18 protein-coding genes are annotated in these 21,791 nt (G+C 45.8%); 12 read left to right on the forward strand and 6 right to left on the reverse strand.

Going from position 1 to position 21,791, the window contains the following annotated elements; genetic code table 11:
* The first annotated feature begins 26 nt into the window (after nucleotides 1-26).
* The gene (gene araA / locus L3V31_RS02110; RefSeq protein WP_237314330.1) at nucleotides 27-1,529 is read left to right on the forward strand and encodes an L-arabinose isomerase; all 1,503 of its coding nucleotides are present in this window, start codon (nucleotides 27-29) and stop codon (nucleotides 1,527-1,529) included.
* A gap of 545 nt (nucleotides 1,530-2,074) precedes the next feature.
* Nucleotides 2,075-2,911 (forward strand): arabinose operon transcriptional regulator AraC, encoded by an 837-nt coding sequence (gene araC / locus L3V31_RS02115; RefSeq protein WP_237314332.1) that lies wholly within the window; start codon nucleotides 2,075-2,077, stop codon nucleotides 2,909-2,911.
* 78 nt (nucleotides 2,912-2,989) lie between these two features.
* Here the strand turns inward: araC and galM are convergent, their stop codons facing one another.
* Genes galM through L3V31_RS02130 form a run of 3 tightly spaced genes read right to left on the reverse strand, consistent with a single transcriptional unit; the run spans nucleotide 2,990 to nucleotide 6,478 of the window.
* Nucleotides 2,990-4,078: a galactose-1-epimerase gene (galM, locus tag L3V31_RS02120; RefSeq protein ID WP_237314334.1), complete on the reverse strand. Its 1,089-nt coding sequence runs from the start codon at nucleotides 4,076-4,078 to the stop codon at nucleotides 2,990-2,992.
* Between the two features lie 56 nt (nucleotides 4,079-4,134).
* Nucleotides 4,135-5,073 carry a glycoside hydrolase family 43 protein gene (locus L3V31_RS02125; protein WP_237314336.1) on the reverse strand — a complete coding sequence of 313 codons (939 nt, stop codon included), beginning with the start codon at nucleotides 5,071-5,073 and terminating at the stop codon, nucleotides 4,135-4,137.
* Nucleotides 5,074-5,083: 10 nt separating this feature from the next.
* Nucleotides 5,084-6,478 carry an MFS transporter gene (locus L3V31_RS02130; RefSeq protein WP_237314338.1) on the reverse strand — a complete coding sequence of 465 codons (1,395 nt, stop codon included), beginning with the start codon at nucleotides 6,476-6,478 and terminating at the stop codon, nucleotides 5,084-5,086.
* 291 nt (nucleotides 6,479-6,769) lie between these two features.
* Here L3V31_RS02130 and L3V31_RS02135 point away from each other — a divergent pair, with 291 nt between their 5' ends.
* From L3V31_RS02135 to L3V31_RS02155, 5 genes are all read left to right on the forward strand, one after another.
* Nucleotides 6,770-7,015 carry a DUF3297 family protein gene (locus L3V31_RS02135; protein ID WP_237314339.1) on the forward strand — a complete coding sequence of 82 codons (246 nt, stop codon included), beginning with the start codon at nucleotides 6,770-6,772 and terminating at the stop codon, nucleotides 7,013-7,015.
* Between the two features lie 218 nt (nucleotides 7,016-7,233).
* Nucleotides 7,234-7,938: an ABC transporter ATP-binding protein gene (locus L3V31_RS02140; protein WP_237314341.1), complete on the forward strand. Its 705-nt coding sequence runs from the start codon at nucleotides 7,234-7,236 to the stop codon at nucleotides 7,936-7,938.
* Nucleotides 7,925-10,414 carry an ABC transporter permease gene (locus L3V31_RS02145; protein WP_237314343.1) on the forward strand — a complete coding sequence of 830 codons (2,490 nt, stop codon included), beginning with the start codon at nucleotides 7,925-7,927 and terminating at the stop codon, nucleotides 10,412-10,414. Before L3V31_RS02140 ends, L3V31_RS02145 begins: the two co-directional genes overlap by 14 nt.
* The gene (locus L3V31_RS02150; protein WP_237314345.1) at nucleotides 10,414-11,523 is read left to right on the forward strand and encodes a lipocalin-like domain-containing protein; all 1,110 of its coding nucleotides are present in this window, start codon (nucleotides 10,414-10,416) and stop codon (nucleotides 11,521-11,523) included. Before L3V31_RS02145 ends, L3V31_RS02150 begins: the two co-directional genes overlap by 1 nt.
* 165 nt (nucleotides 11,524-11,688) lie before the next feature.
* Nucleotides 11,689-12,588 carry a GyrI-like domain-containing protein gene (locus tag L3V31_RS02155; RefSeq protein ID WP_237314347.1) on the forward strand — a complete coding sequence of 300 codons (900 nt, stop codon included), beginning with the start codon at nucleotides 11,689-11,691 and terminating at the stop codon, nucleotides 12,586-12,588.
* Nucleotides 12,589-12,666: 78 nt separating this feature from the next.
* On the opposite strand, the gene L3V31_RS02160 is transcribed toward L3V31_RS02155, so the two are convergent.
* The gene (locus L3V31_RS02160; RefSeq protein WP_237314349.1) at nucleotides 12,667-13,089 is read right to left on the reverse strand and encodes an organic hydroperoxide resistance protein; all 423 of its coding nucleotides are present in this window, start codon (nucleotides 13,087-13,089) and stop codon (nucleotides 12,667-12,669) included.
* Nucleotides 13,090-13,224: 135 nt separating this feature from the next.
* Between L3V31_RS02160 and L3V31_RS02165 the strand changes: the two genes are divergently transcribed.
* The 4 genes from L3V31_RS02165 (at nucleotide 13,225) to L3V31_RS02180 (ending at nucleotide 18,126) form a co-directional block, all read left to right on the forward strand.
* On the forward strand, nucleotides 13,225-13,683 hold the full coding sequence (locus L3V31_RS02165) for a MarR family transcriptional regulator (protein WP_237314351.1): 459 nt from the start codon (nucleotides 13,225-13,227) through the stop codon (nucleotides 13,681-13,683).
* Nucleotides 13,684-13,954: 271 nt separating this feature from the next.
* On the forward strand, nucleotides 13,955-14,512 hold the full coding sequence (gene ahpC / locus L3V31_RS02170) for an alkyl hydroperoxide reductase subunit C (RefSeq protein ID WP_237314353.1): 558 nt from the start codon (nucleotides 13,955-13,957) through the stop codon (nucleotides 14,510-14,512).
* A 159-nt stretch (nucleotides 14,513-14,671) separates the two neighbouring features.
* Nucleotides 14,672-16,240: an alkyl hydroperoxide reductase subunit F gene (ahpF, locus tag L3V31_RS02175; protein ID WP_237314355.1), complete on the forward strand. Its 1,569-nt coding sequence runs from the start codon at nucleotides 14,672-14,674 to the stop codon at nucleotides 16,238-16,240.
* 314 nt (nucleotides 16,241-16,554) lie between these two features.
* Complete coding sequence (locus L3V31_RS02180; protein WP_237314357.1) at nucleotides 16,555-18,126, forward strand: arylsulfatase; 1,572 nt, start codon at nucleotides 16,555-16,557, stop codon at nucleotides 18,124-18,126.
* 158 nt (nucleotides 18,127-18,284) lie between these two features.
* Here the strand turns inward: L3V31_RS02180 and L3V31_RS02185 are convergent, their stop codons facing one another.
* Nucleotides 18,285-19,286, reverse strand: a complete 1,002-nt coding sequence (locus L3V31_RS02185; protein WP_237314359.1) for an arginine deiminase-related protein — start codon at nucleotides 19,284-19,286, stop codon at nucleotides 18,285-18,287.
* Nucleotides 19,287-20,346: 1,060 nt separating this feature from the next.
* Between L3V31_RS02185 and L3V31_RS02190 the strand changes: the two genes are divergently transcribed.
* Complete coding sequence (locus L3V31_RS02190; protein ID WP_237314361.1) at nucleotides 20,347-21,054, forward strand: DUF445 domain-containing protein; 708 nt, start codon at nucleotides 20,347-20,349, stop codon at nucleotides 21,052-21,054.
* A 66-nt stretch (nucleotides 21,055-21,120) separates the two neighbouring features.
* Here the strand turns inward: L3V31_RS02190 and L3V31_RS02195 are convergent, their stop codons facing one another.
* On the reverse strand, nucleotides 21,121-21,597 hold the full coding sequence (locus L3V31_RS02195; RefSeq protein WP_006740877.1) for an Lrp/AsnC ligand binding domain-containing protein: 477 nt from the start codon (nucleotides 21,595-21,597) through the stop codon (nucleotides 21,121-21,123).
* Nucleotides 21,598-21,791: the final 194 nt, after the last annotated feature.

The following is a 21,791-nucleotide window of genomic DNA, read 5'->3' on the forward strand; positions in this document are numbered from 1 at the left end:
TGCGACACAGAATAACAGAGGCACTTATGAAAGATTTAACAAACAAATCTGTATGGTTTATCACCGGTTCACAGCACCTATACGGTCCTAAAGTATTGGAGCAAGTGGCAAAAAACAGCGAAGAGATCGTGGCTGGCTTTAACCAGAGCGACGATGTGTGCGTGCCTGTTGTATGTAAAGAAACAGTGAAGTCGCCAGAAGAAATCCTCAACGTATGCCAGCAAGCAAACAACGATGAAAACTGTCTGGGTGTGGTGCTATGGATGCACACTTTCTCACCAGCAAAAATGTGGATTTCAGGTCTCAAGCAACTGAATAAACCATTTGTTCATCTGCACACCCAATTCAGCGAAGCGCTCCCTTGGGAAAGCATCGACATGAACTACATGAATCTGAACCAAAGTGCACACGGTGATCGCGAATTTGGCTTCATCGGTACACGCCTTGGCTTGGATCGCCGCGTTATCGTTGGTCACTGGCAGAAGCCTTCTGTACGTAAGCAGCTCGACCACTGGTGTCGTGCGGCCATTGGTTGGCACGAGAGCCACACGTTACGTGTTGCACGCTTTGGCGATAACATGCGCCAAGTAGCGGTAACTGAAGGCAACAAGGTTAGCGCACAAATCGAGTTTGGCTTTGAAGTACACGCATACGGTTTAGGTGAACTGACTGAAGTCGTGAACAAAGTCGAAGACAGCGCAATCAATGCCCTGCTGGAAGAGTACCGCTCAACGTACCGAATCGCTCCGGAAATTTTTGAAACGCCAGAACAGTTGGAAATTCTTAAGAATGAAGCTCGCCTTGAACTCGGTATGGAAACCTTCCTACAAGAACGTGGCTGCATGGCATTTGTAAACACGTTTGAAAACCTGACTGGCATGACTAACCTACCTGGTTTGGCAACGCAACGCTTAATGGAAAAAGGCTATGGTTACGGCGGCGAAGGCGACTGGAAAACGGCCGCGTTGACACGCATCATCAAAACCATGGGGCAAGGTCTACCAGGCGGCACGTCTTTCATGGAAGACTACACCTACAACCTAACGGGTGAAGGCCAGGTGCTAGGTGCGCACATGCTGGAAGTGTGTCCGACTATCGCTGCTGACAAACCATCGATTGAAATCCATCGCCATACTATCGGTAAAACCGACGATGTGGCTCGCGCAATTTTCAGCGCTAAAGCTGGCCCTGCTCTAGTGGCAACCTTGATTGATTTAGGTAACCGCTTCCGCTTATTGGTGAATGAAATTGATACCGTGACACCGCCATCAGATCTACCCAACTTGCCTGTGGCACACGCGCTTTGGGAACCTCAGCCAAACCTAGAAGTGTCTGCGGCTTCATGGATTCATGCAGGCGGCGCGCACCACAGCGTATACACGCAAAACGTCACCTTAGAGATGCTAGAAGACTTCGCTGAGTTTGCGGGTATCGAGCTGGTTGTGATTGACAAGAACACCACCATTCGTGACTTCAAAACAGAGCTAAAACACAACAGCCTGTTCTACCGTTTTAGCAGCGGTATCTAAAAAAATAGCATGCGCCTATTCGGCTGAGGGGGTCAGCTGAATAGGCGTTTTGCTATATTTCTAACATCCAACTTCCCGCAAGTCATGCCATCCGCCCTACGCGCTTAAACGATTCCCTACTTCTCGTTTTCGCTACCTGTTTTGTTACTGCGCAAAGTAATCGAGTAGTATTGGGGCATTTAAACGAATGCAAAAGGAACAAATATGTCACACCAAGTGGCTTGCGAATGCCGGCAATAGTCGAGTGGTTTTGACAATGACGGGACAGCCTCTTGAATGACTCTCTCGTCTCGATCCAGCTTGATATTGAGCAAGCGATTACAGCGGGTGACAACTATAATTTAAAATTAATGCGACCAATTTCGGGTTGCGGTTTAGCGATGTTAAGTGGATTTAAGTATCAGAAGTTTCACAAATATAATGACTGCAACCAATAATCATGGCGAAGGGTTATCAAAACGACTACAACAACGCTTCCCACTCTGGTTTACTTTTTTGCCGCGCGATTTTGCGGCAATTTTTAATGCTGTTATACGGAAAATAGAATGCAAAACGATCCCTTGAAACCTGGATATGACTTCAATGCTCATTTAGTTGCGGGCTTAACGCCAATCTCAAAAGGCAACGATCTAGACTTTGTTATTGACCGTCCTCATGGGATGAAGGGCTTTATCATCAATTTGACTGTCAAAGGTCAAGGTACCGTATTCCACGGTGACGAATCCTTTACGGTTAATGAAGGCGATTTACTACTCTTTCCAACGGGTGTACCGCACTACTACCACCGCTCAGAAGAGGCAGAAGACTGGCATCACCGCTGGATCTATTTTCGCCCTCGCGCCTACTGGATAAACCGTCTTAAGTGGGAAAGTTGTATCAATGGTGTGTTTATCACTAAAGGTGTGCACATTGACGCCCAGGAAAAGCTGGACCTGTTGTTTAAGCAGATTGAAGATCTGAGTAAAAAGGACGAACCATACAGCGATGAATTGACGCTAAATTTGCTAGAGCAATTGTTGATTCGCTGCAAAATGAATCAGCCAAACCTGATCAAGAAACTCGTTGATCCGCGAATCACCAACGTATTGAACTACATGGCCAAGCACCTCAATGAGGATTTCAGCAATGAAACATTAGCCGATCTGGTTTGCTTGTCCCCCTCCAGATTGGGGCATTTATTCCGCGACGAAGTTGGTATGACGATCATCCAATGGCGTGATGACCAGCGAATCAGTCGAGCGAAACAGTTACTGGTGACATCGAACTATTCCATCAACCAAATTTCTCGCTTGATTGGCTACTCTGATCCACTCTACTTTTCGCGCGTGTTTAAGAACAAGGCAGGGCTAAGCCCGAAACTCTATCGTGAGAAAGTGATGTAAGTATACCCAAGTACCCTCAAGATGCTTGTGTATACATGTCGGGCAGGATTCGCACCTGCCCGAATTATTTCTGAATACTTACTTATTGTGATTGATATTAAACTGGTAACTGGTTTGATGCTGGTAAAACGACTTTTGAGCAATAAAGCGTCTATTCGCCTCTGGCCATTCAGGGTGGTTCGAGCAATCCGGTAAGAACTGAGTTTCAAGCGCCAGCCCCTGATAATCCTTATACTCCCCACTACGTGATGGTGTTCCCGCCAAGAAGTTACCGCTGTAAAACTGAATCGCAGGTTTGTCGGTAAATACAGACATCACCACCTGTTTATCTGAACTTGTCAGACATGCTATGGTGCTTTCGCCATCAACCAACTCTTCAGGCAAGGTAAACGCGTGGTCATAGCCTTTGGCTAGCTTCTGATCTTCATCCTGGAGCAAGCGGGTACCGATTGCCTGAGCGGTACTAAAATCAAAACTGCTCCCTTGGACAGCTTTCAGCTCGCCAGTTGGGATGAGATTTTCGTCAGTGGGAAGATATTCCTTCGCAAAAAGTTGCAGCTCATGATCGAGAATAGTGTGGCCCGATTCCGCACCATCAAGATTAAAATAGGCGTGGTTGGTCAGGTTGATCGGACAGTCCTGGTCACAGATCGCCGAATATTCAATACATAACTGATTGTTTTCCGTCAGCGTATAAGCGACTTCAGCGGTCAGATTCCCCGGGAAGCCTTGGTCACCGTCGGGGGACATCAAACAGTAAGTAATGTGTGAATCGCTCTTGTCTTTCACCAACCAGCGGCGTTTATCAAAGCCTTCAACACCGCCATGGAGGCTGTTGCCATTATTGTTGCGAGTAATGGAATAGGTTTGTCCGTTTAAGTTGAACTGCCCATTGGCGATGCGGTTGGCGAACCGGCCAATGGTCGCACCTAAAAACGCCGAGTGAGACTGATAATCGCGCAGTGATGTCATGCCGAGCAATACTTCTCGTGGCCCAGATGAAGTGGGAAGCTGACAACTTAACCAGGTCGCACCAATGTCCATAAAAGTGGCTGTCATGCCGTGATGATTACGTAAGATATGAACCTTGGCAGGCTCGTCATCAGTGAAAAGATCGCTTTCGATTGCGGATTTGATCGAGTCAGGTGGGATTATGCTATTGGGCATAGGGGCTCCTTTCAAAAACACAGTACCTGCAAAGCGCAGGTACTGAGATAATAGGATTAGATCGCTTCGCCAAAGACTGGAAAACCGTCTTTCCAGATAAGGCGTTTGATGCGAGTGTGGCGGTTAGGGTCCCAAAGTGGGTCGCCCTCAATTTCGGTGTAATCACGTGCGTGATAAACCAACAAGTCATGGCCTTCTTCATCAACGGTAAAGCTGTTGTGGCCAGGCCCGTAGACCTTTTTCTCCCAGTTAGTTTTAAATACTGGCTGCTTGGCTTTCACCCAGCTTTTCGGGTCAAGCAAGTCACTGTCTTCATCCGCGTATAGCAGCCCCATACAGTAGTTTTCATCGGTCGCACTGGCAGAGTAAGTCATCCAGAACTTACCATGACGGTGGATAACCGATGGCCCTTCGTTAACCCAAAAGCCGATCTGTTCCCACTCAAACTCTGGAATGGTCAGACACTGTGGTGCGGTGCGCAGCTTAGTTGGCGTTTCTAATTCCGCGATGTACAAGTTGGAGTTGCCACCGATATTGTTGTCTTTTTGCGCCCAAACGTAGTAATTAACGCCGTTGTGACTGAATGAGGTCGCATCCAGACAAAATGTATCCATTCCGGTATCGATTTGCCCTTCAAACGTCCATTCCGGAGTGATCGGATTCGGGTTCGAATTAGAAATCGCGTACATTCGGTGCTGGAACAAACCGTCCACGATTTCTCGTGACGGTGCCGCTGCAAAGTAGACGTACCAAGCGTTGTCGATAAAATGCAGCTCCGGCGCCCAGATTAGGTCACTGTATGGGCCTGTATCAGGCTTGTACCATGCGTTTATCAACTCGCTAGTGGTGTCGAGCTCAGCGATGGTCTTTGCTCGACGAATCTCAATTCGATCATATTCCGGTACCGAAGCGGTAAAATAGTAGTAGCCGTCCGTGTGTTTATAGATGTGCGGGTCGGCGCGCTGTTCGATAATGGGATTGACGAAATCGGTCATACTGCTTCCCTTAATTTGCGTAATTTGATTGAGGTTTTGAAGATTGAACGTCGCTTAGGTTTTTCTCTTCTTCCAGGATGTTCGTTGCTGTCATCGACTGGTAGTACTTGTCGGTCACTTTGTATTTGAACATCAGTGAGCCCATCAAGAAATGGAACAAGCCAGGAATAACCGTCAGCATTAGTGCGATACCAGTGAGAGCGTAGTCTGACTGCGCTTCATTCGGCACGTAGTTAAAGAATGTCAGTAACCAACCGACTACCGCACCACCGATACCCATGCCTAGCTTCTGGCTAAATGAGATACCGCCAAACGCAAGTCCAGACACACGCTGACCGGTTTTGTATGCGCCGTAATCCACAGCTTCTGCAATCGCTGACCAGAAGACTGGAGCGTGTAAATCCACCACAAACGACACTAAGAAGTACAACACGAATGCCAGTGCCAAGTCATCACGACCAACGAACACGTACAGCATCGCGCTCAGTATCAGAACCGCAACTTGGCTGTAGCGGAACAGTTTAATTTTACAATACGTCTTAGTAATCCAAGTTGACGCAACCATTGCCAGAATCGCTGCTCCTACACCCGTTGCAAGAAACGCTGAAATCGTGCCGGCGTCACCACCAAGGTAGTACTTGGCGTAATAAGCTGCAACGGAACCACGGATTACATAGCCAATGGTGCCCGTTACACATACCGCGCACAGTACTAGCCATTGATCGTTTTTCATCAGCAGTTTGACTTGGTCTTTAAACGACTTCTTATCGACCACGTGTTCAATACGCTCTTTAGTGGTCGCGAAACAGAACAAGAATAGCAACGTGCCCATTAGTCCCATTAAACCCATCGAGTACTGGTAACCCAATTGGATATTGTCTTGACCCCAAGCGGCTGACATCTGCGGTACGATGATGGTGACAAGAAACGCTGCGATTTTGGCGAAGAATAAACGATAGCCGTTGGCAGACAAACGCTCTTTCGGGTCATCGGTCAGCACACTGATTAATGAGATGTACGGAATCGTCACAGCAGTAAACATGATTGTGACAAAGATGTACGTCGCGTAAGCATAAATCAGCTTGGTGTTGTAATCACCGTCAGGTGTGCTGAAAGCGAGGTAAACGGAGATACCGAAAGGGACCGCCAGAAAGAGTAGATATTGGCGATAACGCCCCCAACGCGAGGTAAACTTATCGGTAATCATACCCATCACCGGGTCGGTTACCGCGTCGATTAATCGAACCACGATAAATAGCATCGCTAAATCTTCTGGTTTGATGCCAAAAATATCCGTATAGAAGAATGTAATGATTAACATCATTGATGAAATCACCACGTTGACTGCCATGTCGCCAGCACCAAAGCCGACTTTCTCAAGGACAGGTAATTTATATTTATACATAGGGACGAATCCATTGTTTTCACGATGACAAAGATACTAACTAGGAATCAGGAGGCTGGCTGTTAGGAATCTCATAGATAAATAGTGATAGCGGTTTTGTACATGCCTTCAGCCAATCTGTTTATGTGAAAGGATGGCAAAAAAAAGGCTAGGACTAATGAAATACGGTTTGATAACAGCATTTCAACCTTATAGAAAACAATCATCAATATATTGAAGTAACGTTATCTTGAACACTGCACAGACACTGACTACAATGACGCACTTTCTTTACGGAATCCAGGTCAAAAAATGAACGACACAACTAAACCAGCTCTACCAGATCGCCTTGCCGGCAACCCACGTAGCCCATTCTTTGTTAAAGAGTGCTTTGATCACCAAATCGGTATCCGTTTCAACGGAAAAGAGCGTGCTGACGTCGAAGAATACTGCGTTAGCGAAGGCTGGGTAAAAATCGCGTCTCCAAAAGCAAAAGACCGTTTCGGTAACCCAATGCTGATCAAACTGAAAGGCGAAGTTGAAGCGTACTACGTGTAAGCTTTAATGCTGAATCCAACGCAAAAGCTCGAGCCTTGCTCGGGCTTTTTTTGTGTCTGCTATCTCACCACACCACTCATCCATTCCCTTCTCTTTTGAGTACAAGTTGTCAGGAAGTCGACGTTAATCGCTATCTTCTTCAGTTTGTTGTCTAAAATCTTATAGATACAAAACCGCCAAAAGAAACGACATAATTTGTTGGATTTAAGGAAGAGGAAATGGAAAGCCCACTTGTCACTCTTAAAAGTGCGAACAAAAGCTTTGTTGATGGTAAAGAAACACACTGCGTTTTGGAAAATGTCGACTTCACTCTGACAAACGGAGCGAGCGTGGCATTAACGGGGGCAAGTGGCAGCGGTAAAAGTACCTTGCTCAATGTCATTGCGGGTTTTGAACCTCTATCAAGTGGTGAATTATGGTTGGATGGAGAGGACACGACCGCTTGGAAAGATCCACAATGGAGCCGTTTTCGACACCAAAACCTTGGCGTTATCTTCCAACAATTCAACCTGTTAACCCCACTTAACGTTAAACAAAACATTGCCTTTCCACTAAATTTGAACCAACTAAGATGGAACGAATGGTGTGACTATTTGGTGGAATCTTTAAGCATCAGTGAGCTACTCGACAGGCATGTATCGGCGCTTTCTGGTGGTCAACAGCAGCGTGTGGCGATAGCCCGAGCGTTGGCCCACAAACCCAAACTCTTACTCGCTGACGAACCTACTGGTAATCTCGACCAAAAAGCCGGCTTAGAGGTCATGAGACTGCTGAGTGACATTACCACCCACGGTAAAACCGCAGTGATATTAGTGACTCACAGCCCTGAATGTGCTGACTTTATGCAGACTCAGCTACGCTTGAAAAATGGCCACGTTGCCCTTAAGCAGCAAAACCACGAGCCACGCTATGAAGCAAACTAGGTTTACGCACACCAAACTCGCACTTTACTTGTTTGCCGCTCATTATCGGCAGGCGCCACTGCAAGCCGCCGCCATACTGATTGGTATCGTGCTAGCCGTGACCCTCTTTGTCGCAGTGCAGGCCATCAACCTCAATGCCAAGCGCAGCTATGCAGAATCCACTGAGCAGCTTAGTGCTCAGGCACAAAACCTGATTATTCCACCAGCAGGTCAACGCTATTTACCCGAATCGCTCTATTTCTCACTAAGGCAGCAGGGTTTAAGTGACTCACTGCCTGTGATTGAAGGTAAAGTCAGGGATGAACAAGGCCGTCGGTGGTCAGTACAAGGAAGTGAGCTCATTGCGGCGATCACCTCTGGAACACGTTACTCCTCCGACTCTAGTAACGAACACGATGTTTCCCTATTTGACAACGCACTGCCACTGCCCCGGCTATTGGCTGGCGAACCCATTGTGATGATGAGTCAATCCCAACACCAAAGTCTAGGTGCCTTGGATGTCATGACTCTGGATGAAGTAAAAACCAACGTGGTTGTGCTGCCGGATGAATGGCAATTGGGAAGTCGAATGTTGATGGATATTGGCTTCGCCCAGCAATTACTCAATAAATCAGGACAACTGAGCTATATCGCCGTTTTCAGTACTGAAGGCAATGAACTCACTAAATGGCAAAGCCTAGTCGGAGAACAAGGACAATGGGTGGCCAACACCCAAAGCTCCGATCTCGGCTCGCTGACAGACAGCTTCCACCTTAATCTTACTGCGATGAGTTTGTTGGCATTTTTAGTCGGTCTGTTTATCGCCTATAACGGCGTGAAGTACAGCTTACTCAAACGTAATCGACTGTTAGTACAAATGCAGCAAGCTGGGATCGCTCCGATAAACGTGTTCTCTGCACTGTTAGTTGAATTGACGATTCTGGTGATGTTTGGCGCTTCACTTGGGTTCGTCCTCGGTATGCAATTAAGCCATTGGTTACATCCAACCGTTGCCCTGACGCTTGAGCAACTCTATGGTGCAACTCTACTCCCCGGCATCTGGCAGTGGCAATGGTGGGCTCAGGCTCTGTTGCTGACTTTAGCTGCGACTTTGCTCGCGTGCTGGCAGCACTTTAAACAGCGAGTCCATCAGCCACTTTCGTCTCATGGTGGTCTTTATCAAGCACCAGAAACGTCCAACCAGAATCAACTGTTCATTCTCGGCATAGTGCTCACCGCGCTATCTCTGGCGGGGTTATGGCTGAGTGAGCATCATCGCTTCACCATGGCATGGCTTGGTGTGTTCGTGGTTTCAATCCCTTTGTATTTACCGAAAACGCTCAGCGTATTAGCCCATTGGATCGAGCAACGAGCCACATCTGGTTTAGTACAATATCTTTTTGCTGAACTGCGTGAGCTGATTTCTCCACTCTCCCTTGCCATGATGGCGTTGCTGCTCGCCGTGACCGCCAATATCGGTATGAACAATTTGGTCGGCAGCTTTGAATCCACCTTAAAGCAATGGCTAGAGCAAAGGCTACATGCGGATATTTACGTAAGCCCATCACAAGGTGAAATTGCGAATGTTGAGCATGCGCTGGAACAGTTCGACAACGTCGAGAAGGTTTATAAGCAGTATTATGTCGATGATAACCTCCAGGGATTACCTATCCGGCTTGGAACCAAAGACAAAGACACTTTAGAACAAACCATGGTGTTCAAGTCTCGTGTTGCTGAGTTCTGGCCGCGCTTCTACCATGGAGAGTTGGTTGCGATCAGTGAACCAACCGCCGTAAAACTTTGTTTATCCCTTGGCAGTTCACTGAAGCTCGACGCACTGCAAGACAAGACGCTGATCGTCGGCGCCATTTTCTACGACTACGGCGCACCCAATGGTGAAGTATTACTCGCGCCGATATTGTGGCGGGAGAGCAGTTTTACTGACTTGCCAACTAGCCTTGGAATCAAAGTCTCTGGCGACAAAAAAACCATGTACGAGCAACTGCAACAGCAACTTAATCTGCATCCAAGTCAGCTCTACGATCAGGCACACATTAAATCGGTCGCACTGGAGATTTTTTCACAAACCTTTGCTATCACACGTGCACTCAATGGCGTGACCTTAATGGTGGCTGTGATTGGATTGTTCAGCGCTTGCTTTATGTTGCTTGATGCACGCAAAGCCGCCATTGCACGCTTGTATGCACTTGGCGTGAGTCGCCGAAAGTTAATGACTATGGTGGTTGGGCAAATCGTCGCTTTGGTCAGTTTCACTCTGGTTATCGCTTTACCACTTGGCGCGATGGTCGGCTATGTACTCACTGACATCGTCACCTTACGCGCTTTCGGCTGGAGCCTGAACTACCTATGGAGTTGGAGTGATGCACTCAGTATCTGCGCCATCACCATTTTAGTCGCAGTGATAGCGACTTTAATCCCACTGTGGCGCTTGGTGAGCAAACCTGTGGTATCCAGCTTACAGAGTGAGGTACTGTGATGAATCGCATCGTAAAACATGTCGCACTAGCGCTTGGCTGCTTATCTCTTATCGGCTGTGAAGAATCCCAGCAACAAAATGTAGGGGCGTTATTAGGGGGAAATGAAGCACCTGTTGAGGCCGAGTCGTTCACTCCCGTGATGAAAGGCGTAGAGATCACCTTCCCTGCCGATCATCAAGCGCATCTCGATTTTCGTCATGAATGGTGGTACCTAACGGCAAACTTAACCGACGAAAAGGGCAATCCACTCGGTGTGCAATGGACACAATTTCGTTTCGCGGCTGTACCACAGAAAGACGAACCAGCAGAAAAAAAAGCCGTATGGCAAAGCCATCAAATCTTCATGGCGCACAACGCTATCACCACAAAAGACAAACATTACGCCGATGAAAAATGGTCACGGGATCACAGCGAGCTTGCCGGAGTGGACGCCTCACCATTTCGTGTTTATCTTGACGATTGGCAATGGAAATCGTCAACCAACGACTTGTTTCCCGCGACATTAAAGACCAATTCCAAGCAATTTGGTTACTCACTCACACTAACCAGCAATGCGCCCTATCAAAAACAAGGCGAGCAAGGATACAGCACCAAAAGTTCCGATGGTCAGGCAGCATCGCATTACTACAGTCAGCCCTTTATTGATGTAGAGGGAGAAGTCACCATTGATGGCGAAACTCACCAGGTCTCAGGTAAAGGCTGGATCGACAGAGAGTGGAGCTCGCAGTACTTACACGAGTCACAGCAAGGCTGGGATTGGTTTGCGCTAAGGCTGACTGATGAAACCAGCCTGGTGGTGTTCCAACTTCGCGATTCAAGAACCGGACAAGCCAGTTACTCGCACGCAAAGCTGATGCATAAAGATGGCAGCGGAATTGCAATTCAACAAAACAACATCCACTTAGAAGCGACCAAGCAAACACAAATTGAAGGGCGTAATTACCCAACGGAGTGGCAGCTTTCGATCCCCGACCAGCAAGTTGAACTCACGATATCTGCACTCAACCCTAAAGCACAAATGCCGCTGTCTGTAACCTATTGGGAAGGCCCAGTGACTATTGACGGTTCTCATTCAGGAACAGGCTATATGGAGCTGACAGGATATTGAACATGTTAGTGTGAGCTTCACTTATCATTGTGGATTGTCACCTGTGGTTGAACAGCAATGTCTTTATTGAAACTAACGACTGCGACGCATTTACCCAACAACAGCCTTGAAAGTCAGCCTTGTTGAGATAGGCTTTGAGCAAATCAAGCAAGGAAGAATCCGTAAATGCGTGTCGATTATCACAAACGACTCGTTCCTGTTATTCGTTATCTGGAACAGCACTTTAACGAACCACTCAACCTACTAGAAGTAGCAGCGTTAGCGAACCTGTCTCCCTACCATTTTCATCGAACTTTCAAGGCCGTGCAGGGCGAGACCCTAGCCGATTTCATCCGACGCTTAAGACTAGAAGCCGCAGCGGATGACCTGTTCAAATCCAAACAACCAGTACTCAACATAGCTTTAGACTACAATTTTTCTAGCTCACAAAGCTTAGCCAAAGCATTCAAACAACATTATGGGGTAACGCCGACGGCGTTTCGCGATTGTGAAAACTACCAACAATTTTCTGAGTTAACGCGAAACAGCAAGATTGGACACACGTTGCGCAAGAATGGAAACGAAAAAATTTCCAGCGATTCATATACTGATTCTGGATTCACGACATGGAGCATTATTATGGAAACGCAACACTTTGACCCTACCAAACTGGCGTACATTCGTGTGAATGGCCCTTACGGCGAAGGCTATGAAGAGCCATCAAGTCGCCTATATCAATGGGCAGGCATGAAAGGTTTAGCGGGCAATACCTGCATCTTCATTTATCACGACAACCCAGAAATAACACCAAACGAGAAATGTCGAACTGACATCTGTTTGATGGTGCCTGAAGGCACCGAAGTCCCAAGTGGTATTGAGCTACAAGACTTTCCCGGTGGCGAATATGCGATCATGCGTCAGCGCATCACGGAGAACAGTCAATACGCAAAAGCTTGGGATGATTTGATGAGTAACGTGATCGAGTCTGGCATTGAAAACGATGATCGTCCTTGCTTCGAGCTTTACCATAGCTTTGACCCACAAACTCACCAAGCAGACGTCAGTTTCTGCACAGCCATCAAATAACCGAAAAGCCTGCGATTATGCAGGCTTTTTCTATCTGATTGTACCGTCCTAAATAAGGTTGACACATTTCCAACTCAATTAAATTGCTTCACCGTTTACCGTGACTACAACGTCGATATTACCGCGTACCGCATTTGAGTAAGGGCAAACCTGATGCGAAGTACGAGTCAGCTCAAGCGCTTGTTCTTGAGGTAAATCCAGTTCTACTGCCAAACTCACTGTCAAAGCAAAGCCGCCGTTGCCGTTCTGTCCAATACCGACTTCTGCGGTTACTGGTGCGTGTTTCAGATTTACTTTAGCTTCACGTGCTACGTGTAAAATGGCATTAGAAAAACACGCCGAGTAACCCGCAGCAAACAGTTGCTCAGGATTGGTTGCCGCTCCGGTACCACCCATTTCTTTCGGGTACGCTAAGTCGAGAGACAATAGACCATCATCAGTTTTCACTTGGCCATTTCGACCAGCAAGAGCTGTTGCTTGAGTTTTGTATAGCGTTTTCATAAAAATATCCTCTTTCAATTTAGGTTGTGTGCAATTTAATTACGAGCAATATTACATCGAAATAAAGATAACTTGCAACTATATTGTGCACAATTTATTTTTATAACCTCCATAGTGAACAGATAGGCCGAGTCCATGAGTCAGTGCTACAAAGAAACCCCGTTGAATGATGAAGAAAAAATCTTGCTAGAGAATCAAGTTTGCTTCCCACTCTATAGTGCCGCTAATGCCGTGATTCGTGCTTACCGTCCCTTACTGGATAAACTGGACCTTACCTACTCTCAGTATCTGGTTATGATGGTTCTGTGGGAAAAAGACGGGGCTAGTGTAAAAGAGTTAGGCTCACGCCTTCATCTGGATTCAGGCACACTGACGCCTCTGTTAAAGCGACTAGAAGTAAAAGGGTTTGTGACCCGAGGTCGTAGTGAGATGGATGAACGTGTAAGAGTGTTGAACCTTACCGAAGCAGGCAGAGCACTCAAAGATCAGGCGAAATCAGTACCCGATGCCATCGCCTGTAAGTTCACGTTGGATTTGGAAGAGTTGGTTACGCTAAAAACGCTGTGCGAAAAAGTACTCAATACGTTGAGTTAACTACCACGCCCTTTTTCACACTTACTCATTGAATGAAGCCTGCGATTGCGGGCTTTGTTGTTATCATCACCGTCAAACGCTATCTCCACTGCCGTCCTTCAACAAAACCTATCAACTTCTCGCGTTTATAATTGCTACCCCCTATTAACTAAAATAGGATTTGTCTATCAATAGGATAGTTACAAGCGATTTTCTTTAAGCACACTCTGATGCGAATATACTTTCCGAAAGCAAGAACTGCTCACCCTAAGATATTCTGAGGAAAGTAAAAATGATCAACACTAAAATCAAACCATTTGCAGCTACAGCATACAAAAACGGCGAATTCGTTGAAGTAACAGAGCAAGACGTCCTAGGCAAATGGGCTGTATTCTTCTTCTACCCAGCAGACTTCACATTCGTATGTCCGACTGAACTAGGTGACCTAGCAGACCACTACGAAGAGCTACAAAACCGCGGTGTTGAAGTGTACTCAGTATCAACTGACACACACTTCACTCACAAAGCATGGCACGACAGCTCTGAAACTATCGGCAAAATCAACTACTACATGCTTGGCGACCAAACTGGCAACATCACAAATAACTTCGGTGTGATGCGTGAAGGTCAAGGTCTTGCAGACCGCGCGACTTTCCTAATTGACCCAGAAGGTACTATCCAGGCAATGGAAATCACTGCAGAAGGCATCGGCCGTGACGCAGAAGACCTACTGCGCAAAGTGAAAGCGGCTCAGTACGTAGCTGCACACCCAGGCGAAGTTTGCCCAGCTAAATGGAAAGAAGGCGAAGAAACGCTAGCTCCTTCTCTAGACCTAGTAGGCAAAATCTAATTCTAGATTAGCCAGCGCGGGTTCAATCCAAGAACCAAAACCTAATTAAAGAGAGCAATTCGGGTTAGATACCTTGACGACCTTCTTCCCGGTTTGCTCTCTCCTCATGTTTTTATCCAGAGTAACCACTCTTCTGTTTATTAAAAGGTAATAACAACTATGTTAGACCAAGCGATCCAACAACAACTCAAACAATATCTGGCTAATGTAAAAGAAGACGTACGTCTAGTGGTTAGCCTAGATGAAAGCAAAGCGGCAAATGATATTTTGTCTCTCGCTAATCAAATCGCAGAAATGAGCGAATATATTTCTGTTGTTCGTGACGACGCAGCGAGTGACCGTAAACCAGTAATGACTGTAACTAACCCTACTAAAGGTACCGCACTTCGCTTTGCTGGCCTGCCTATGGGCCACGAATTTACGTCATTAGTCCTTGCGCTCCTTCACTCTGGTGGCCATCCAATTAAGCTAGATCCAGAAGTGATTGAGCAAATTGCAGCGCTGGATAAAGAACTGGACGTCGAAATTTTCATCTCGCTTTCTTGCCAGAACTGTCCCGACTTTGTTCAGGCGTTCAACATGATAGCTGCGATTAACCCGAAAGTGAAAGCGACCATGATCGACGGCGCTTTGTTCCAAGACGAAGTGAAACAGCGCGATATCATGGCAGTACCAAGTGTATTCGTTAACGGTGAGCTGTTCGGCCAAGGCCGCATGACTCTTACAGAAATTCTGAACAAAGTCGACGACAGCGCGAGCGAGAAAGCAGCGAAAGCACTAGATGAAAAAGAACCTTACGACGTACTCGTTGTAGGTGGTGGCCCTGGTGGTAGTGCAGCCGCTCTGTACGCGGCTCGTAAAGGTATTCGCACGGGCGTTGTTGCTAAACGTTTTGGTGGTCAGGTTATGGACACCATGGCGATCGAAAACTTTGTTTCAGTAAAACGAACTGAAGGCCCTAAGATGGCTGCCGATCTTGGCGAGCACTTGAAAGAGTACGATGTAGATGTTGTGACTGAGCAACAAGCGAAGAAGTTAATGGGCGCAGCGCATACTGAAGATGGTCTCATCCACATTCAGTTAGAAAGCGGCGCAACACTAAAGAGTCAGAGTGTCATTCTGAGCCCTGGTGCTCGCTGGCGTGAAATGAACGTTCCGGGTGAACAGGAATATCGCAACAAAGGCGTGGCGTACTGCCCTCACTGTGACGGTCCGCTGTTTAAAGGCAAGAAAACCGCGGTGATCGGTGGTGGTAACTCAGGTATCGAAGCAGCGATCGACCTCGCTGGTATCGTGGAGCACGTAACGGTACTTGAATTTGCTGACGTACTGCGCGCAGACCAAGTGCTAATCAATAAAGCCAACTCGCTACCAAACATCGACATCATTACCATGGCGCAAACCACAGAAGTTGTGGGCGATGGCAAACGCGTAACGGGTCTGAAATACAAAGACCGCAATACTGATGACATCAAAGAGCTGGAACTGTCAGGTATCTTTGTTCAGATTGGTTTGGTACCAAACACTGAGTGGCTAAAAGATTCAGAAGTGAACTTATCACCACGTGGCGAGATTGAAGTAGGCAGCCACGGTGAAACCAGCCTAGAAGGTGTGTTTGCAGCGGGTGACGCGACTACGGTTCCTTACAAACAGATCATCATCGCGATGGGTGAAGGTGCAAAAGCAAGCTTAGGCGCGTTTGACTACCTGATTCGTAAGCAAGGTTAACCTCCAGAACTTCTGGAATAATAAAAAATAAAAGAAGCCCAAAGACTTTGCCAGCAGACCGCTATCTGCTGGTTTTTTTATACCTAAATAAATAGTAAGTACTTACATCATAACTTAATCAGGTTCTTTAAAATATCTAAAATCGTCATGCTGTTTTCACGTTCGCTCTGTCTTAAAAACACGACTCGTTGAAAATATCTGCGTGTCTGACGTGCCTCGCCTGCAAAAATCCCAAAAAGATATTCAAACTCAAACCGAATAAAATCATTGCACTATACTGACCTAGACAGTCAGTAGCATATGGAAATTAATCTATGAAAATCAAAACAGTTGCAGCAATGATAGGAGCTGCATTACCTGTGACGGCGCTAGCGGCAGACAAGCCAAATATCGTGGTCATTTTTGGTGATGATATTGGTTGGCAAAATGTCAGTGCGTATGGCATGGGTACGATGGGATATAAAACACCGAACATCGACAGCATCGCCAACGAAGGCATCATGTTTACCGATCACTACGCCCAGCCGAGTTCTACGGCGGGTCGTGCGGCATTCATTACCGGGCAGTACCCAATTCGTTCAGGTATGACAACGGTAGCGATGCCTGGTGGCGCGCTGGGAATTAAAAAAGAATCGCCATCTTTAGCCGAAGTGTTAAAAGATGTGGGTTATGCGACAGGACAATTTGGTAAAAACCATCTCGGTGACCACAATTTTTCCTTACCAACTGTTCACGGCTTCGATGAGTTTTTCGGCAATTTGTATCACCTAAATACTCAAGAAGAGCACGAGCAGCGCGATTATATAAACTTCGCAAAAGAGTATTCCGGCTCGGTTGAAGAGTATACGAAGAAATTTGGTACTCGTGGTGTTCTTCATTGCTTTGCAACAGACACAGAAGATAAGACGGTTGATCCTAGATTTGGCGTGGTCGGTAAACAAAAATGTACCGATACAGGGCCTCTAGGTAATGAACGTATGAAAGACTTTGACCGTGCAGAAATGATCCCAGCGGCGCTCAAGTTTATCGACAAGTCCATGAAAGACGACAAACCATTCTTTACTTGGATCAACACCAGCCGCATGCACTTGTACACGCGTTTAAATGATAAGTGGCGTTATGCTGCCGAGAAATTTACCAGTGAATATGATTTTTATGGCAGCGGGATGCTACAGCATGATGCCGACATTGGCTATTTACTGGAAGAACTTGATAAAAGAGGCGTCACAGACAATACCATCATCATCTACTCCACCGATAATGGCCCAGAGCACTCATCTTGGCCGCATGGCGGTACAACACCGTTCCGTGGAGAAAAAATGACCACCTATGAAGGTGGGGTAAGAGTACCGACCATGGTCAAATGGCCTGGCGTTATTCCTTCAGGGCAAGTATTGAACGGTATTCAAGGTCACCAAGATCTCTTCACTACTTTAGCTTCAGCTGCTGGGGTTAAAGATGTACACGAAAAAATGATAAAAGAGAAAAAACAGTATATCGACGGTATTGATAACTTAGCGTACTGGAAGGGGGAGTCGAATCATTCTGCCCGTAACTCCATCTTGTACTACTTTGAAAGCCAATTATCAGCGGTACGTGTCGGACCTTGGAAATTCCACTTCGCTATTGCCGAACATTACTACGACAACCTACTCCCTCTCGCTAAACCTAAGCTCTATAACTTACGCGCGGATCCATTTGAGAGTTATGACTCGGTAGATGCGAACGGTCACTTAGTTCAGAAAATGTCATGGATGCTTGCGCCTGTAAGTGAAATGGTACAAGAGCATGTTCAAAGCTTAGTAGAATACCCGCCGACACAAGGTGGCTCTACATTTGATATGACAGAAATGATCAAAGAAGCGATGAGCTCGACGCAGCAATAAGAGATATCTTGGCAATTTTAAAGGGTGAACTGAATACAGTTCGCCCTTTTTTTGCCAAGTAGACACGGCTGGATAATCATTTACGCCAGATAGAAACAGTTTCGCCAACCCTAAAAAGGATTGGCGAAAACGTTTAGAACTAAAAAGTTAGTGAGGACTTACAGCATAGCTTGACGGCTTGGTAAGAAGACTTCACCTAACATACAGCGAACAGAGCCACCACCAATAGATTCTATAGTAGACACATCAAACGGCAGTAATTTACCGTGCGTCGCTAACTGGTTTCTTTGTGCAGGTGAAAACGCATCGTACGCCGATTGAGACATCGCAATCACCTTGTCACCGTTCACTGTTTCCAGTTGAAGGATGTTGCCGCAGAACTGGTTCATCTGCTCAATCGAAATTGAGATCACTTGCTTGTCTTTCGCTAGTGATTTCATTACGAAGCGACGCTCAAACTCAGGGATTACTTCATCACAAATCACACAGAACTGTTCACCTACCGCCATCATTACATTGGTATGGTAAATAGGCGAGCCAGAAGGCAAGCGTGTTTGGAAAGAAATCACGCGATCGTAGCCAACGCGATTTGCATAGTCTTCCAGAACCAAGCGATCACAACGCTGAGAAAGCGCCGCATAAACCGTCTTGTTAAAATGATCAAAAATCATCACGCCAGTACTTTCCAGATACGCCTGATCGTTCACGTATTCAGTTAAGCTAGCTTGCTGGTGTACCTCTCGTCCCGCTTTCATTAGCGCGGCTACTAGAGCGTCTGGGCGAACTTCTTTCTGACGGTTTTCACACGCCATCGGGAACGTATATAAAGTCCCATCACACGTTGTACTAAACCAGTTATTTGGGAACACTGCATCTGGCGTCTCAACATCTGACAAAGGATAATCAAACTCCACCACCTGAACACCTTCTTGGCGTAAGGTTGCTACCATCGCAGCAAATTCAGCCATGGTTTTTTGAGAAACTTCTTCCTGGCTGAGTGACACCTGATTTTGAAACTCATTATCTCTCGCGGTTTCTTCGTTAAAGCGAAATTCTTTAGGTGGCACCATCACTACGCAGTTTGCGGTATGGCGCAGAGCACTTTGTGTGCTTTCTTCATTCCCATTTGCAAATTGGGGTACTGATTCGTGTAATAGCATCCGATACATTCCTTCTCACTAGAATGAGGAGATTGTAAATACATTGTTAAGTAAGGTTTTACTGTTTTCACGATTATTTCATCCATTAAAAAGTAAAATTTACTGCATAACCCAAAATTTTCAGGAATACTTCTGCCCACCTTAGAGTCTAAAACTTTTGTGTTACACGGGTTACAAGTCGGAAAAAACAGTGTTATGAACTCAAATTATCGCCAATTACACAGAGTTAGCTTAAAGATATACACGATTTATCATTGAATTTGCTTTAAATATAAGAAATAACAAACGGACAATAAAAATAAAAAACCTAAAAACATGAATACAAATTCAGGCAATAAAATGGCAAAACAAGACATTTTCAACTAAAAGCCCAAGCACTCCAAATTGAAGGTGTTACATTGCAATGGTGCCTTAAATAGCCATCGTTAAGCTTTGATTTTCGATTTATCAAGAAGTACGGATAACCATACAGAGAGCATAGATTCTCGGATATGAAACAACACTAAGTGATAAAGAGCAAACCTATTCTGCTACTATCAATGCTCATTGCGTATCCACAGCAATGAACACCTTACAGAGTATCTTGCTGGATCATTTATCGAGCTACGTAGCTACGTGTTGATAAACAGCTATACTCAATAGACGGCTGGTTCTACCCAGTCCACGATGCGTGGTCACGGGTAATTAAACTGACAATAAGGTAATTAGCTTATGTGTAAATGTGGTTCAATGCAGATCGTACAAATAAAGCCAAGATGGACTGACAAGCTATTTGGATACTCAGAAAGATGGAAGTGCCAACTTTGTTGTAAGATCTACCGCATCTAAAAATATAAAAATTACACTTAGATTTTCTAAGAAAAAGCAGTGGCCCGGCAATGATTGTCGGGTTTTATTTTTTAGCCCAGACCACCAGCCCCGTAGAGCAATTAGTAGATCTTCAAACCTTTGCCACACCTGTAAAGCAAGTCATTCTCGCTGAGCCTAGCATCTCGAGGTTATTTGGGTATAGAATCAGGCCCACTTATTTCACTGCTAATTTCATACATTACAGGTCACTATGAACAAAAGTTTGTTAACGAATGTCCTCGCAATGGTATTGATGGGTGCTGGCCATCAGCTTCAAAACAACTATCTTTGGTATGCGGGTTTATTCGCCTTCTCAGGTGCTATCACCAACTGGCTTGCCATCCACATGCTATTTGAAAAAGTACCCGGGTTATACGGCTCTGGTGTCATCCCAGCACGATTTGAAGAGTTCAAACTCGCGATCAAAAACCTAATGATGGAGCAGTTCTTTACTGAAGCTAATATCGATAGGTTCTTGAATAAAGAGATGGCGGGTGGTGCGAGCATCAACCTTCAACCTGTTATTAATAAGGTGGATTTCAACCCTGCTTTTGATTCTTTGGTGGGAGTGATCGAAGGCTCTCAGTTTGGTGGCATGCTAGCGATGTTTGGCGGCGCAGAGGCGCTTCAGCCAATGAAACAACCCTTTGTAGAGAAGATGCAAGAATCTTTAATTGAGCTGAGCCAAAGCGACTCTGTAAAAGAAGCACTGAAAGAACAGTTTGAATCACCAGCTATGATGGATGAAATCAAACAAAACATCGAAAGCATTATCGATCAGCGCCTCAGTGAACTGACCCCTGCATTGGTTAAAGAGATGGTGCAAAAAATGATTAAAGAGCACTTGGGCTGGCTTGTCGTTTGGGGGGGTGTCTTTGGTGGCTTAATCGGTATTCTGACTACCTTGATCAGTCGCTAATACTAATATTCCGAGCAAAATTAAAAAGGAGCCATATGGCTCCTTTTTTGTCGCGACTGAATAATACTAACCCAGCAGCTCTGGGTTCACACCAAATCCGGTTTTATGTTCTTCAATCACCACTTCACTGCGTGTCTGAATCACGCCAGGTAAAGTACCAAGCTTACTCGACATAAATTCTTGATACGCTTTCATGCTTTTAACGCGAACTTTAATCATGGTATCGAAGTCACCAGAGAGCGAATAGCACTCCTCGATTTCTGGCATTAACTCAACCGCTTTGGCAAATTTCTCAAATATCGAGAAGCTGGTTTGATCAAGACGAATGTGAATGAACACTTGTACGTCCAGACCCAATTTTTCCGCATTAAGCTCTGCATGATAGCCATTGATATAGCCTTCTTTCTCTAACCTCTTAACCCGATCAGAACAAGGCGACGTCGTTAAATTTATCTGCTTTGCTAGTTCAACAACTGGAATTCGGCCTCGTGAATGAAGCACTCTCAAAATATGCAAGTCAATCCTGTCCAATTGATAACTCATCAACCACACCCTAGTCATATCATATGGAGACTCACAATAATCGTTAGTGACTCATTTGCAAACTGACAAATGAATAACGTGTGAAACCAGCTTTATTTTTGTATTGGCGACGCATAAAAAGCAGGCACAAATACCGAGTCCACGATAATTGACTAAAAATAGCGTAGGAAAAGACAAAATGAAAAAGCCCACAG

It is taken from the genome of Vibrio sp. J1-1 (genome assembly GCF_021728395.1).
Lineage (GTDB): Bacteria > Pseudomonadota > Gammaproteobacteria > Enterobacterales > Vibrionaceae > Vibrio.